This window comes from Bradyrhizobium sp. WSM4874, from assembly GCF_055811835.1.
The window spans coordinates 102,951-117,056 of record NZ_JBVVPR010000001.1 but is presented as its reverse complement, the minus strand read 5'-3'; the positions used below and the strand labels follow the sequence as shown (position 1 = coordinate 117,056).

The window sequence follows — 14,106 nt, the reverse complement described above, 5'->3', positions numbered from 1 at the left end:
CGATGACGTGAGTTCGGTGCGCGCACGCTTCCGGCGGGTTTCCGTGTAGCGACTATGTCCTACCGTTGCTCTAATTCGCGGCGAATGTACCTGTCTCTCACTAACAAGCGAGTAAAACTGCCCCGTGATGGCTTTTCAGCAGCGGCCGATGTCGAGACTGCCGCCGATCTCAACGCGCTGTCGACGGTGCGCTATACTCGTCAACCCGAACTCAAAGAAGTCTACTTGTCCCATTGGTTCATTTGCAGGCACGTTTGCAAGCTGACGTAACTGGGAGTGCCCCCGATCGACTCCTGGGGAATGCATTCCGCTTTGCTCGAGGCCGGGAACGTCGACCATCGCTGGGCTAATTGCTTTCGCGCTCCCTGTTCATCCCTGATGCACGCCCGGAGCGATTGGGTATCGGACAGTCCGGATGTCGCAGCCAAATCGAGCTTGCAGCTTCTTGCCATGTCAAACGCCGGCACACCGTCCGCTACCGCCACAACCAGTTGTGTGCTCAGAGCGATCATAGCCACTGAAAAAGGCATTTCGTATTCTCCTAGAAGTAGCGCTTTTTTGCCGAAGAGCTGCCCTCAACGAAGGCGCCAGCGGCAGTCTCGATCGCTAACAAAAGCTCATGTCAGTGCGCTTTTCTCTTGGTAGCAAGCGCCCCCTGCGAAGCGGGTCAGAACACTTCCGGACCGCTACGCCAGTTAGCCACGCTCTGCGTACGACGTCTATGCAACTTCGGCAGACGCAATGACACAGGCTGGATTGACGGCTGGGCTTCTCGGGCGGAAGGCGCCTCCTGAGGTTTTGCCAACTCAGGTAGGCACTATGCCGATTTTCGGCGAACGGCCGATTCTGCATAGCCCCTAGCTGCAGCACCGGCGAACATCCTCCCGGCGGACATTCACTCAAGCACTCGGCCCGCATGATTACGACTCTTGCTGATGGGGACAGCAAAATGACGCGTCTCGTGCTCGGATTGCTCCGACCTTATCGCGGCTGGCTCGCTATTGTTTTCGCAGCGATGCTGCTCGAGATTGCGGCTAGTCTGGCGGCGCCTTGGCCCCTAAAGCTCGTGCTCGACGACGCACTCGGAAAGCATAGATTGCCCGACTGGCTGGCATGGGCACATGACTATGGCTTCGGACGCCACACGCTCGGTGTGGCCATGTTCGCGGGCGCCGCGACGCTGGTCATCGCAATCATAAGCGCGCTCGCCACATACATCGACAATTACTACACCACCAGCATCGGACAATGGGTTGCGAACGATCTGCGGATCCGGATTTACGAACACCTGCATCGATTGTCGCTCCGCTTCTACGATACCGCCAAGACGGGCACGCTAATGTCAACCATTACAAGTGACGTCGCGACAATCCAGAGTTTCGCGTCTTCGTCAACGCTAAGCATCGTCGTTGATGTCATTACCATCATTTTCATGGTGGGATTGATGTTTTGGCTAGACTGGGACTTCACCCTGATCGCCCTTGCAGTGACGCCCTTCCTCCTGACGGCCGTGATGCATTTCAAGAAAGCTGTAAAGGAGGTCACGCGTATCGTCCGAATCAAGCAGAGCGAGCTTGTCGCAGTAGTTCAAGAGGGCCTCGGATCCGTGCGCGCTGTGAAGGCATTTGGACGACAGGACCTTGAGACCGCTCATCTTGAGGCTGCGAGTCACGCTAGCGTCGAGGCCGCTCTGAAGGCTCGGCAGGTAAAATCGCTGCTGTCGCCTATGGTCAGCATCGTAGTTGCGTTCTGCACTGCAATCGTACTGTGGAGAGGTACGGGCTTGATTGTCGCGGGGGTGATGACAACCGGCGCGCTTACTGTTTACCTCGCCTATCTCGCAAAGTTCTTCAAGCCTGTGAAAGATCTCGCCAGCATGACGAGCGCGATTGCACAGACAACTGTCGCGCTCGAGCGCATCCAGAAAATCCTCCTGGCCGACGCTGTCATTCGCGAACATCCCGAGGCAGTGGATCCAGGCCGCGTTAAGGGCGCCATTTCTTTCGAGAGTATCGCGTTCGGCTATAGCGACGAAGTTCAGGTACTTCGGGACGTTTCGTTCAACATCGAACCCGGCCAAGTCATCGGCATTGTCGGCCCTACCGGGTCTGGAAAATCTACCATTCTGAGCTTGCTCCCGCGCTTTTATGATCCCAGCGGTGGCCGCATTCTCGTCGATGGAAACGACGTGGCTACTTTCAAGTTGGCGGCGCTGCGGTCTCAGGTCGGATTCGTCCTGCAGGAGACGGTCCTGTTCCGCGGGACCATTCGCGAAAATATCGCCTACGGGCGTCCCGGAGCAACCGACGAAGAAATCATCGCGGCGGCGACAATTGCCAACGCCGACGAGTTCATCAGCCGTATGCCCCACGGTTACGATACCGTCGTCGGAGAACGAGGAGACACTCTTTCTGGCGGTCAGCGGCAACGGATCGGTATTGCCCGGGCTGTAATTCGGAACAGTCCGATCATGATCCTGGATGAACCGACCGCCGCGCTCGATACCGAATCCGAACGCCTCGTGATCGAGGGGCTACGACAATTGATGAAGGGCCGCACCGTCATCATGATTGCTCATCGCCTCAGCACGATAAGCCAGGCAGACAAAATCGTCGTTCTAAAGGATGGCGTGGTTGCCGAGGAGGGTTCTCACAGCGAACTTCTCGCGCGCAACGGCGTCTATGCCGAGCTGCACCGAATTCAATACGAACCGGCATCGGCATCAGCAAACGCGGCCTAGTTATCGAGCCGGCTAAAGTACGGAGCAACACCATGCCCCACAGACTTATCGTTCTTCCGGACGATACCATCTCGGCAATTCTGGATCCGATCAGCGCCGCCAGGCGCTCCTTAAATATCAGGATGTTTCTGTTCACCGAACCGACCCTATTGAAAGCGGTGATCGCAGCCAAGGAACGCGGTGTCAATGTCCGTGTCATGTTGAATCCCGCAAGGCGCAACGGGAAGAGTGAAAACGCGAAGGCTAGAAAGGCACTTTTGGCAGCGGGCGTCGAAGTGCGGGACAGCAGCGCGGCGTTCGCGTTAACGCATCAAAAATCAATGGTCATCGACGACAAGATCGGTTTTGTAGATTCCCTGAATTGGGAGCCTCGTGATCTCACGGAAACCAGAGACTATGCGGTCACGACGACCAAGAAGAGCGAAGTTCGGGAAATGGTACGGTGTTTCGACGCTGATTGGACCCGCAAACCATTCAAGCCAGATCCGAAGTCGCACCTAATTTGGTGTCCGAACAACGGGCGCGAGCGTATCGCGAATGTGATCGATAAAGCGAAAAAGACGCTCTGGCTGCAAAATGAACGTTATCAGGACACGGTGATTGTAGAAAGGCTGGTACGTGCTGTGAACCGCGGCGTTCGCGTCAAGATCATGGCTCGAGCTCCACATAAGCTAGGCGGCAAGAAGCTCGCCGAAGGGATCGGCGGCTTGCGCATCATGCACGACGTTGGAGCGAAGGTGCATCTGTTGCAGGGGCTTAAGCTTCACGGCAAGATTCTGATTGCGGATGGGAAAGAAGCAATTGTCGGATCAATCAATCTGAGCCCGGGAAGTTTCGACTCGCGACGCGAGCTGGCGATCGCGACCAAATCCAAGCCTGTGATCAAACGGTTGGTCCAGGTCTCGCGGCGCGACTGGAAACATTCGCATAGGCTCGATTTGTCCGATCTCGGAATTTTGGCCGATCTGAAAAAGCACGGCCAGGATGGGGCGGCGTTGGTTCTGGGGCACGGTGATGGCAGCAGCAAGAAATAGCTGGCCGCGCTTTTCCAAAGCAGTGCTCGGCGTGCGCTGACTCGGTCTAGCATGCCAAGCGGAACGTCAGGCTCGATACTGCCTTTAGACCATTAGACGTGCCGCCAGATATCAGGCAGCCCACACTTCGTCGGTGGCGCAGCGTCACCCGGTCGGCCTGCGCGCTTGCTCCGGGCGCAGTTATCACGATCAGCGACGCCGCAACTTGTGGCTCGGCCTTCGCGAGTCACTTTCAACGTTTCGGTGTAGCGTCACGGAGGTGCAAAAGCCGGAAATGGCCGGATTTGCATACTGCTTTCTACGCATCGGTCCACACTCGACGTGGCAAATCGGCCATCACTGCGGTGTATTGGACCATCTGTACTAAAAGCGGCCCCCTGCTCGTCGAGATCGGGCCATTCGGCAAGCCCGCGATCAGCAATGGCTTACATCTTCCAGTCACGACGATCTTCGAATTTTAGGGATGCTAAAATGCAAGCAATTCAATTTGCGGTTAGCCTGGCCATGCTGATGACGATGATCGGGCCAAGCTATGCCGCAGGCCAGCAATTTTTATGCAAAGGTCAAATCGTTCAACAGATGCTGGATCCGGCCATTCAACCAAAACCAGTCGACCTGAACGTCACGCTGGATGGCAGGGACGGGATGTCGCTGATCATGGCAAATAATAAACTCCCTCTCCGTGTTACCAGTAATAACAAGATCCAGCTCAAGTTTGTGACAAAGGAATTCGTTGGAGAAGACTTCCATTATACGGGCGACCTGTTTCTCATCTACAACTCAGGGCCTCTCGCTCGGCTTAGTTGCACACCCTCCTGATTCCCAATGAATTCTTCCCGTGAGACGTTTGAGGGATCTGGGCGCCGCGCACGCCAATTAGTCCAGATGCTAACGCCGGCCGCCCATGAGGCGCAGCATCATCATGAACAGATTGATGAAGTTTAGATAAAGCGACAGTGCGCCGATCACCGCCTTGCGGCCTGTCGACGTTCTGTCATCGCCACCTTCGTACATCTCCTTGATCCGTTGGGTATCGTACGCTGTGAGACCTGCGAACACGCCGACACCGATGACGGAGATCATCCAATCCAGCCCGCTAGATCTCAGAAACAAATTCACCAGGCTGGCAACAATGATGCCGATCAAGCCCATGAAAAGAAAGGTGCCGGCACCCGACAAGTTGCGCCGGGTCGTGTAACCCCACATGCTAAGCGCACCAAAGGCGGCGGCCGAGACAAAGAACACCCGTGTGATCGAAGACTCCGTGTAGATGTGAAAGATGGTCGACAGGGAGATTCCGACAAGCGCCGCATAGAGGAAAAACAATCCTCTCGCGGTTTCCACCGACATCGTGTTGATTCGTGCACTGATGAAGAACACCAGCGCCAGGGGAGCCAGCATCAGCACCCACATCAGCGGACTTTGAAGTAATTCCGGACCGCTGAACTGATAGGTCAGCAGCGCCATGACGCCCGTTAAAGCAACCCCGGCAGCCATATAGTTGTAGACCCGTAACATGAAAGCGCGGAGGCCGACGTCAATCGCTGTAGCGTTCGGAGAAAGGGGGGCAGCGGGTGCATTTCCGTCGTAATTCGACATAGGTCGCGTCCTTGTTGATCCTCGCGCGAGAAATTCGGCGGCTGCTTATGACGGAGTCTTCGTAAATCTCGCGCTAGACCGGAGCACTTCGTCCTGAATGCGTGCAATCATGCCGCGGCCTGTTGACTGATCAAATTAGCGCGGGGGGCTGCGCGTTACTATGCGAGTTCGGCAAACCAAACGATTGCGCGCGCAAAGGCGACCGCCGTTAGAAGCCAATTTTGCATTCGGAATAGTTGCTGAACGGGGCACAGGCGGTTCAAAATCCGCGTAAAGATGACGCGACTGAATAGGCCTCGCGCGCCCTTTGTCTGATCGTTAGCTGTTGGAGCGAACCTTCAGGGGCGCACCACCTTGTAATTGGTAAGGCTTCTAGATTGGTGGCAACTCGGCTGGGCATGGGCAAACGGCAGCCTGAGTATTCCCGGCAATAACCTGTACAGTGGGCACACCGTATTGGGAAACTGATCGACAGCGCACCGCCTGCGGCCCGACGGCTCTTCCAAATCCATCGGTAGAGCCTTTGACGAACTTACGACACTAGCTTCAAGGGACGGCTTACCTTTTCCTGCCAAGAGTCTGGTGTTTTGCGAAGGGTTGCAATTGGTGATTCGTCAAACATCTGCCGATAAGCTACAGCGAACCGCCCCAATTCACAAAACCCGTGCGCGGTCGCCACTTGGGTAACGGTCTTTGCATCAGGAGCGGCTTGCCGCAAGGCATGGCGGACGAGATGCATTCTCCGCAACGTCAGATATCGAATGGGTCCCATCCCGAGATGCTCCTCGCATGCGGCGCGAAGCGTTCGCTCTGCCACCCCAATGGCTGCGCAAACTTCGCTCAAATGCAACGGAGTATTTGGATTCGCTTCCAAATACTCTTCGAAACGTCCGAGGATGATTCCGTGGCGCAGCAAACCTGTTCCAATGTTGGAGGCCTCACAATCAGCTAAACAGTTTATCAGCGCGTGCAGCAGATGCTGCTCAATCGCGTGAGCCACTTCCGGCTGTGTGAAGAGGTCGGGCGCGCTCTTCGCCAACCCTCCGGCAATCGCATGAAGGTTCAGGAATCGGCTCATTAATCCAGAATTCGGCCGTATGAACCGCGCGCCCTTGTGCGGATTGAATTCGGATCCGACCAATGCCCTCCAGGTCGTAGCCAGCGCCTCTGGTCTTAGGGAGACCCCCCCAAACCTATAATCCCCGGAGGTTTTGACATGTTGCACGTCATAATCGTGGACACACATTTCCCCCAGCGATAATAGTCGTCCCCGGCTGTGCACCTCGGGCTGTTCGTTTGTCAGAAAAGTATAAACCTGACGGCCTGGGCTAATCGTACCCCTGTGCACGCGTGGCAAGCACTCCGCAAAGCGCTGCATCCACAGTTCATTCAATGTAACTTGAGTCAACTCAGCCCGAAAATCCCCTTTGGTCGTCGGGAAAATCTGTATCTCCGCGGAACGTACGCTCGTCGCGTATTGAGCCGGATCGTTGAATACAAGGACTTTGCTCCAGGGCATTTTGACCCCCACAAACGCCACACGCGAAGGCTGTAGAGCAGACGATATTCGTGAATGACCGGCAGAAAGTCTATGCAAATTCGGCAGAATCGGGAATTTGGAGCAAACCGCCGCAGTCGCATAGTCCATGTGACTCAACCGTGACATAAAGCATCAAATCGGAACGGAAATGTCCAGGAAAAGCGCCATCGGAATCAACGAAATTGACCGCGAGGCTATGATGCATCAGCAAGACCAATGCTTTAGCGCTGAGCAGTGCGACGAATTGGCGCAAGCCCTCTGTCAGGAAGCTGCAGGCATGCCATGCGGACATCGGAATGAGCGCCTGGAAGCTTACGGGACCCTTGGCCAGATGAAGCGAATGTTCCTCCGCGGCTCAAACTAGCTTACTCAGCATGAAAGGCGGCATAGCACCCGATGGATCGCATCGCTTCTTAAAGCCGGCGCCACCGCCTTTTCCCGCCGTTTTTGCATAGTCAACGTCCTTCCCAGCTTTAACTTGTCCGCACGTTTTGCGTGTAGGCAAAGATAGCTTGCTGAACTCACGCAAAAGCGAAGTCCTCTCTCGGCCGCTAATAAGATTTTTAATGCGGCATCAAATACTTCGCAGGGAGCACAAATTAGATCTCCGGACGTATTTAGCAATGGAAAGTGTTGAGCAGCCTATGGCCTGGAGTCGTGTTTTCAATTTTGACGATCCATTCCCTTTCCAGCAGTCTATCCGAGGGTCGGACAACAAGCTGCTGCTAACAAAAAAGGGGGACTTCCGCGCCGAACTGACCCAGGTGACATTCAATCGGCTAATGATGCAGCGCTTCGACGTTACGCTGCCGCAAGTCTACACGAGCCAGATCACCTCTGGTCGAAGGGTTATCGCCTTTCTTACCGGCGAGCAGCCGACGTTTCTCCATCGCGGCAGAGATCTTTCGCTCAACGAAATCGTTGTCTGCAATTACGACGTAGTGCATCACAGAACCGAAGGGGACTGCCGCTTTGGAGCGATGTCACTGGCCCCTGGCGATTTCGAGGCCGCGTGCAGGGCTATCGCGGGTGATGAGTTTTCTGGAGTGGAGTTGGAATATTTGGTCCGGCCAAGTTCGGTCCTTATGCGGCAATTGCAACAACAGCACGAATTAATTGGCAAGATGGCCATCGCGACACCAAACCTTCTCGAACTCCCAGAGGTGGCCCGGGCCTTAGAGCACAACATAACGTACACTATGATCAAGTGCCTCACTGAGGGCTTAACGTCGAAAGTAGAAGGCGCCAACCATCGTCACGGGCGGATAGTTGCGCGGTTCGAGGAATTCCTCGAAGCAAATCCCGTGCAGCCGTTGTATTTAGCTGATATCTGCACCGCGATCGGCGTGGCCGAGCGAACACTTCGAGTGGCCTGCGAAGAACATCTGGGGATGGGACCCATCCGCTATTTGACTCTGCGAAGATTGCATCTGGTCCGTCGCGCGCTGCTCAGGGCTGATCCTTCATGCTCGACAGTCACAAAGATTGCCACCGATCATGGCTTCTGGGAACTGGGGCGATTTGCGGCGGCTTACCGAACGATGTTCGGAGAACCGCCCTCGATCACGTTGCGTCGGTTCGCGGCGGACAACTATGGCTTTGATCATCTGACCTCCCCAGCGACCGTGTCCTTTAGCGACTGACGTCAGCTTGGGCGTCGCGCTGCTCCGCGGCGGAATCGGATAAGCTCATTCGAATCCGACGATAAGTGCGAACGAGACCTTCTCACCAGTCCTTGAATGTGGGTTCGGCGCACCCCCCGCAAACCCAGGGAAAACTCCAGTCGGCTGTCAGTCTCGCGCTTGCGGGAATGTATCGGCTCCAAACCGACGGTTTGATTGGTGAGATCGATCGCCAAACTACGTCGAACGTTCCTGCAGAATTTATCTTACCAACCATGGCAGGCTTGGACAGATGGTGATTGGTGTTCATCACAACCTCGAAGCCGCTGGGCGCTTTCACTCGCTGACCGTACATCGCTTGACGGACGGCGTTCACTTCAACAGTGCCGGCTTGGCTGACCGCCTGGGCCCACATTCGAAAACCGACGAAAGTGGCTTCCATCGGATCATTTGTCATGCTGTCACGCTGCCCGTTGAAGTCGGTCCACATTTTGACAAACGCGTCGTTTTCTGGCGACTTGATAGACTGAAAATAGTTCCATGCCGCCATTTGACCAGCCAGCCTGTCAGCGCCGATTTGATGCAATTCGCGGTCTCCGATCGAGAGCGCCATAACAGGGAGGGTCGTAGCGCTGACCTGTTGAGCGATCAGCTCACGGTAAAAAGAGGTGTTGGCGTCTCCATTAATGGTCGAGATGACAGCCGTCCGTTTCCCTTTCGAACCGAACGCCTTGATCCTTCCGACAATCTCGCGCCACTCTGATTGCCCAAAGGGCGTGTAGATCGTCGTGATATCCTCGGGAGCTACGCCTTCGCTGTACAGATAGGCGCTCAGGATCTTGTTGGTGGTGTGCGGATAGACATAGTCGGTGCCGAGCAATACCCATCTGCGAACTTGGCCGCCCTCCTTGCTCATTAAATACCGAACCGCCGGAATTGCCTGCTGGCTCGGCGCGGCGCCACTGTAGAAGATGTTACGCGAACTCTCCTCGCCCTCATACTGAACGGGATAGAAGAGCAGGCCATTCAACTGTTCGAAAACGGGTGTTGCCGCTTTTCGGGACACGGAGGTCCAGCAGCCGAATACGACGGCGACCTTGTCCACCGTGAGCATCTCGCGAGCTTTTTCGGCGAAAGCTTCCCAATTCGAAGCAGGGTCTACGACTACTGGCTCCAATTTTTTCCCCAGCAAGCCCCCCTTTTTGTTCTGGTCCGCAATCATCATCAGAACCGTATCCTTGAGAACGGACTCGCTGATCGCCATGGTTCCGGACAACGAATGCAGAATGCCCACCTTGATGGTCTCTTCGGAAGCATGACCCAGCGGACCAGAAAGAGCGAGCATCGCCCACAGCAGGCCGCGCCAGATCGAAGCGAATTTCATGCGGACGCTCCATCGAGCCCGTAGATGCGCGTTTCAGTGGACATCCCCTTCGCCATGACCGCATCGAGGGCCCTAAATCTAAATTGATCGCGAACGCGCGAGTAGACGGCTTCGCTCACTAGGATTGTCGTACCGACCTGCTTGTTGAGTCCTTCGAGCCGAGCAGCAAGGTTCACTGTGTTGCCGAGAGCTGTGTAGTTCATTCGCTCAGTTGATCCGACATTTCCAACGACGGCCTCTCCAACATGAATACCGAACCGCGTGATGAATGGCTTCCACCCTTCCGCCGCGAACTCAGCGTTGAGTCGCTCCCCGGCAGCTCTGGCTGCCAGTGCCGCACGGCAGGCACGAGCGACATGATCAGGTTGCGCAGCGGGCGCGTTCCAGAATACCATCACCGCGTCACCGATAAACTTGTCGATTGTACCACCTTCGGCGAGGAAGGCTTGGCTTAGGGCCGAGAAGTAGCGCGAGGTCTGTTGCATCAACAAGTCGGGGTCGACCGATTCCGCGATCGTCGTGAAGCCCTGAACGTCCGTAAAGATCAACGTGATCTCCTGTTTGATCCCTCCGAGCCTAGTGGAGATGGAGTTGTCCAGCACGCCGCGCACTATCTCTTTTGGAACGAAATGCGCAAACGACCATATCGCACGCTGCGCCAAATTCACGGTACTGCCTAGATCGTGTATCTCTGCAATGTAGGATGTTACTGGCACTGGATCAGGCTGAGCCAGATTCTGAAGTTTTCCGGCCTGCGCAGCAATAGCGTTTAAGGAACGCGCCATGCGATTGCCGAAAATCCAGACCATCGGGATGAATGCCGCGCCAACGACGATCGCCAAGATCAAGCCCGTGAACTGTACCTTCCTGACATTCTGGACAAAATCATCCTGCGCCGCCACCAGCAATATGCTGGCGCTGTAGCCATCGCTCAAGGTGAAACTCGTCAATCTAAAAAGATAACCGTGCCCCCGGTTATCTTCGACCGAACCTTCGTCCACGCCGAGATTGCGTGACATCCGCAGCACAGAGGCAACGAGTTCATCTTTGATTTCGCCGATGTTGGGTAGCTGCGATCGCGCGGGATCGATCATCGCATTATCGAGTAATTCCACAAAGTCAGGATGGGCGATCAGGGAGCCAGCTTGGTCGAAGATCGTTGCGGTGCCATGTGGTCCTGGGCGCTGGGCCTGGACGAAAGCGCTGAAGCTATCGAGCTTAAGATCGGCCGCGAGTACCCCGGTGACCTTGCCCTGCAAGGGCGCAGCCACAGTCATCACTGGTGCGCCAAGATTGAAGGAAAGATACGGCTCGGTGACAAAGGTCCGGCCGATCTTCATGGTCTGGGTGTACCAAGGCCGCGTCCGAGCATCGTAGCCGTATTTCCAGAAATCGATTTCGTCGACTTCGCTGCCCTGCCGATCTTGGAACACCCGGCGCATCGGCAGCTCGCCTGCCGCCGTGGGCCGTACGAGATTAATCACGATGTCAGCATTGGCCGGTGCTCGCAGCTTTGCGCGCTGGTCCTCAGTGAGATCGCTGGTGCGCCGCACTTGTAACCAGGCGCCATTCGCAAAGCCGACGTAGATGCTGTCCATCTGCGGCATTTCGTGCAGTGCGGCCTTGAACAGGGGGATCGCCCTGCCCGTTTCGGATCGGTCATCCGAATCCGCTACGCTCGAACTAGTAGCAAGCACGTTCACAATTGAAGAGATGGAGCTCAACTCACTATGCAAGCGGCCCAAAGCCTTGGCGCTTGCTGCGTCCATATAGGCTGAAGCCGCTTCGTGCGTTGCCAAGCGCAGAGATCGAACCTGAATCGCAATCAATAAACCTGCAAGCGCGACCACAAAAGACGCCACAGCAAGCGTTATCGACGTTCGGAACGTGAACATACAGGCGCACCGCTACTTTGAAACTAGATTAGGGGAGCCTGCCTCTCGCCACTATGCTAGTTCGGCAACAACGTTTGCTTCATCTGAAAACTTTCGGTTTCGCGCGTCCGGGCATCTCGTCCGACCTAAGACGACGCCCGTGATGGCCGACGAGACGAGTGCACGAGCAGGATAAGAGTGCGCTTGATGTGATTGTGGCCGGTGCTGTCGCTCCCTCAGCATGCGGAGAGAGCTAGTTCCTCACAAAGCGAAGCCCTTTTTGCAGCGCAGTAGCCGAAGTAGCATAGCCAGGCCCGCACCTGTTGGTACCCTCTTCAGGTGGCAATCTCGCGCCACGTGCGATCACTAGGAGCAAGCCATGATGAATCTAAGGGTTCTGGGCGCGACCGTGATTGTGGCATCAGCCCTGTCCGGCTCTGCTGCATCGGCACAATCGGCCCTCTCTAATCCAGACATGTGCCAAGCTGAATTCGCAAGCTGCACGGGACTTGGGACTGGGGCGACCCCTACCACCGGCTATCGATATCGACAATCAACGCGGCGCGCCAATAGCCAGCCCGTCGCTGCGGCAGCAGGTGCTACGGTTGGCGGATGGGGCAACTCTTACGCCAATGCCGGCGAGATGGGCTGGCACGGCAACTGGAACACCTATGCCACTCGTAATGGCATCGTTTGCCGCCCCGGCACCTATTTCAAGGGGCCTGACGGCCTTCGACATGTCTGTCAATAGGTCATTGCCCAATTGACCTCAGGCGGCCGGTATCCGCCGCGCCGTGTCGTCGACAAGATGGCGCCGCCCGGCGCCTCAGTTTCTGACGAAGTATAGCGGCGTTCTAATCGTCAGCTGATAGGCAGGCTTTGGTGTCCATGCAATCTGGGCTGTGATGCCAAACAGGCGATTATCGTTATCGTCCATCCAGACGAGGTCGAACCGTACAATTGGCTGAGTAAAGGATGGCACTGTCGCCAGGTTCAGCAGTTGCGCTCCGCCGAACTATTGAACGCCCGGGCGGCCCGTGAATTTCCAGTTGTTGGGCCGAATCCGGCCCCGATCTCGTGATGGTGGTCTGCAGTGTAATCGTTGGTATCGATCCGCTATTCTGCTGATAAAGGTCAGCTTGGAAACCCACGTTCCAGCTAGAGATCGCAAGGGACGACCAGTCAGACGTACCACTTTGCAAAGCGCTCGCCGTGAAACCGCCATACAATGAAACGGCGTCGCTAATATCGACCGTCAGCGGAATGTCAAGTGCGATGCTTTGGGTCGATGGCGACGATGGTGCCGGAAAGCTCGCAAGTCGCGATGAACTCGACAGATCCGAGCGGATTCGAAGCGCCGCGCTGGCGGTTGACAGCGAAGGACCGCTGAAGCCGATCGAAAGTGTATTGGCGGGCGCCGTGGCGTAGTTCGTTCTCTAGTCCAAATAAACATTAGGCCACGAAGTCGGTCCGGATCCACCATTGCTGTCGCTAGGATCCTGAGCCAAGCCAGGACGGGACCGGAGACACATACCAAAGCCGGCACTAGCATCAGGCAACAGTACGATCGAACCACATCGGCAAAACCCAGCTCTTGCGCCGTCCCTTTGGCTCGAGCTCGGAAAATGAACATTGTCATCCCAGCCGGCCGCTTTGATAGCTGCGGCAGTATGGCGCGAACGTAATAGCTTGTCCAATGTGGCTCTAATTCCGGCCCATCACTGCCGTTGATGCAACCCAACTGAATGCCGGTTGATAGGGACGGACCGAAAGCTTGCGGGATTGGGCAAACTGGCGCTCCTGACCCTTAAAACAGAAGTCGGGTAGCCCGTTTTTACCTCTGTACACCAAGGTCGCCGACGGTCTATGGGCGAAGCTTACATCTTGGTGTTCGTCGCAGTTTCGATGGCGACCAGCAGGGACGCAGGTTGCAGCGGCTTGGTAAGGAAAGCCGCGCACCCAGCGGCTTCGCAGCGTTCGCGAGCGCTGGCCTCGTTGTGAGCCGTGATGACGATGGTCGGAATCCAGATCCCTGAGCGAGTGAGTTGGTGCTGAAGCTCAAGGCCGCTCATTTCGGGCATCTGCAGGTCGACAATCAGGCACACTGGTACTCCGAGCGGCAGGCTGGTCAGAAAGTCCCGAGCGGAGGTGTATGTCCTAACCTTGAGCGCGCGAGCCCTTAACAAGCGCTCGAGAGCCCTCAGCACGAAAGGGTCGTCATCCACAATCGCGATGCAGCCCGAGTTGTCTCCCATGGCGACACTATCGGCGTCAGGGTTGTGGGCTGTCGAGTTGGCCCTTGGACCAACATCA

The 14,106-nt window shown here is 56.1% G+C and carries 10 protein-coding genes; 5 read left to right on the top strand and 5 right to left on the bottom strand.

Going from position 1 to position 14,106, the window contains the following annotated elements; genetic code table 11:
• Positions 1-949 precede the first annotated feature (949 nt).
• The 3 genes from AC0L3P_RS00585 (at position 950) to AC0L3P_RS00575 (ending at position 4,593) form a co-directional block, all read left to right on the top strand.
• Positions 950-2,740 carry an ABC transporter ATP-binding protein gene (locus AC0L3P_RS00585; RefSeq protein WP_473300800.1) on the top strand — a complete coding sequence of 597 codons (1,791 nt, stop codon included), beginning with the start codon at positions 950-952 and terminating at the stop codon, positions 2,738-2,740.
• A gap of 32 nt (positions 2,741-2,772) precedes the next feature.
• Positions 2,773-3,774 (top strand): phospholipase D-like domain-containing protein, encoded by a 1,002-nt coding sequence (locus tag AC0L3P_RS00580; protein ID WP_473300799.1) that lies wholly within the window; start codon positions 2,773-2,775, stop codon positions 3,772-3,774.
• Between the two features lie 471 nt (positions 3,775-4,245).
• Positions 4,246-4,593 carry a hypothetical protein gene (locus AC0L3P_RS00575; RefSeq protein WP_275168330.1) on the top strand — a complete coding sequence of 116 codons (348 nt, stop codon included), beginning with the start codon at positions 4,246-4,248 and terminating at the stop codon, positions 4,591-4,593.
• Between the two features lie 69 nt (positions 4,594-4,662).
• Here AC0L3P_RS00575 and AC0L3P_RS00570 read toward each other — a convergent pair whose 3' ends face one another.
• Positions 4,663-5,373: a Bax inhibitor-1/YccA family protein gene (locus AC0L3P_RS00570; protein ID WP_275168331.1), complete on the bottom strand. Its 711-nt coding sequence runs from the start codon at positions 5,371-5,373 to the stop codon at positions 4,663-4,665.
• Positions 5,374-5,905: 532 nt separating this feature from the next.
• Positions 5,906-7,021, bottom strand: a complete 1,116-nt coding sequence (locus AC0L3P_RS00565) for a helix-turn-helix domain-containing protein (protein WP_473300798.1) — start codon at positions 7,019-7,021, stop codon at positions 5,906-5,908.
• Between the two features lie 515 nt (positions 7,022-7,536).
• Here AC0L3P_RS00565 and AC0L3P_RS00560 point away from each other — a divergent pair.
• Positions 7,537-8,556: a helix-turn-helix domain-containing protein gene (locus tag AC0L3P_RS00560; protein WP_275168334.1), complete on the top strand. Its 1,020-nt coding sequence runs from the start codon at positions 7,537-7,539 to the stop codon at positions 8,554-8,556.
• An 82-nt stretch (positions 8,557-8,638) separates the two neighbouring features.
• Here the strand turns inward: AC0L3P_RS00560 and urtA are convergent, their stop codons facing one another.
• Together urtA and AC0L3P_RS00550 are read right to left on the bottom strand one after the other, a co-directional pair.
• Entirely contained in the window at positions 8,639-9,919 is a 1,281-nt protein-coding gene (gene urtA / locus AC0L3P_RS00555; protein WP_473300797.1) for an urea ABC transporter substrate-binding protein, read from the bottom strand.
• A complete protein-coding gene (locus AC0L3P_RS00550; RefSeq protein ID WP_275168335.1) occupies positions 9,916-11,814 on the bottom strand; it encodes an adenylate/guanylate cyclase domain-containing protein in 1,899 nt (632 codons plus the stop codon). The genes urtA and AC0L3P_RS00550 overlap by 4 nt, the downstream gene beginning before the upstream one ends.
• Before the next feature lie 358 nt (positions 11,815-12,172).
• Between AC0L3P_RS00550 and AC0L3P_RS00545 the strand changes: the two genes are divergently transcribed.
• Positions 12,173-12,544, top strand: coding sequence for a hypothetical protein (locus AC0L3P_RS00545; protein ID WP_275168336.1), 372 nt, complete (start codon positions 12,173-12,175; stop codon positions 12,542-12,544).
• A gap of 1,126 nt (positions 12,545-13,670) precedes the next feature.
• Here AC0L3P_RS00545 and AC0L3P_RS00540 read toward each other — a convergent pair.
• Positions 13,671-14,048, bottom strand: a complete 378-nt coding sequence (locus AC0L3P_RS00540) for a response regulator transcription factor (protein ID WP_275168337.1) — start codon at positions 14,046-14,048, stop codon at positions 13,671-13,673.
• Positions 14,049-14,106: the final 58 nt, after the last annotated feature.

Excerpts from the sequence above, each read along its gene's own strand:
- AC0L3P_RS00585 (WP_473300800.1), top strand. The coding sequence starts at position 950 with ATGACGCGTCTCGTGCTCGGATTGCTCCGACCTTATCGCGGCTGGCTC.
- AC0L3P_RS00580 (WP_473300799.1), top strand. The coding sequence starts at position 2,773 with ATGCCCCACAGACTTATCGTTCTTCCGGACGATACCATCTCGGCAATT.
- AC0L3P_RS00575 (WP_275168330.1), top strand. The coding sequence starts at position 4,246 with ATGCAAGCAATTCAATTTGCGGTTAGCCTGGCCATGCTGATGACGATG.
- AC0L3P_RS00570 (WP_275168331.1), bottom strand. The coding sequence starts at position 5,373 with ATGTCGAATTACGACGGAAATGCACCCGCTGCCCCCCTTTCTCCGAAC.
- AC0L3P_RS00565 (WP_473300798.1), bottom strand. The coding sequence starts at position 7,021 with ATGGACTATGCGACTGCGGCGGTTTGCTCCAAATTCCCGATTCTGCCG.
- AC0L3P_RS00560 (WP_275168334.1), top strand. The coding sequence starts at position 7,537 with ATGGAAAGTGTTGAGCAGCCTATGGCCTGGAGTCGTGTTTTCAATTTT.
- urtA (WP_473300797.1), bottom strand. The coding sequence starts at position 9,919 with ATGAAATTCGCTTCGATCTGGCGCGGCCTGCTGTGGGCGATGCTCGCT.
- AC0L3P_RS00550 (WP_275168335.1), bottom strand. The coding sequence starts at position 11,814 with ATGTTCACGTTCCGAACGTCGATAACGCTTGCTGTGGCGTCTTTTGTG.
- AC0L3P_RS00545 (WP_275168336.1), top strand. The coding sequence starts at position 12,173 with ATGATGAATCTAAGGGTTCTGGGCGCGACCGTGATTGTGGCATCAGCC.
- AC0L3P_RS00540 (WP_275168337.1), bottom strand. The coding sequence starts at position 14,048 with ATGGGAGACAACTCGGGCTGCATCGCGATTGTGGATGACGACCCTTTC.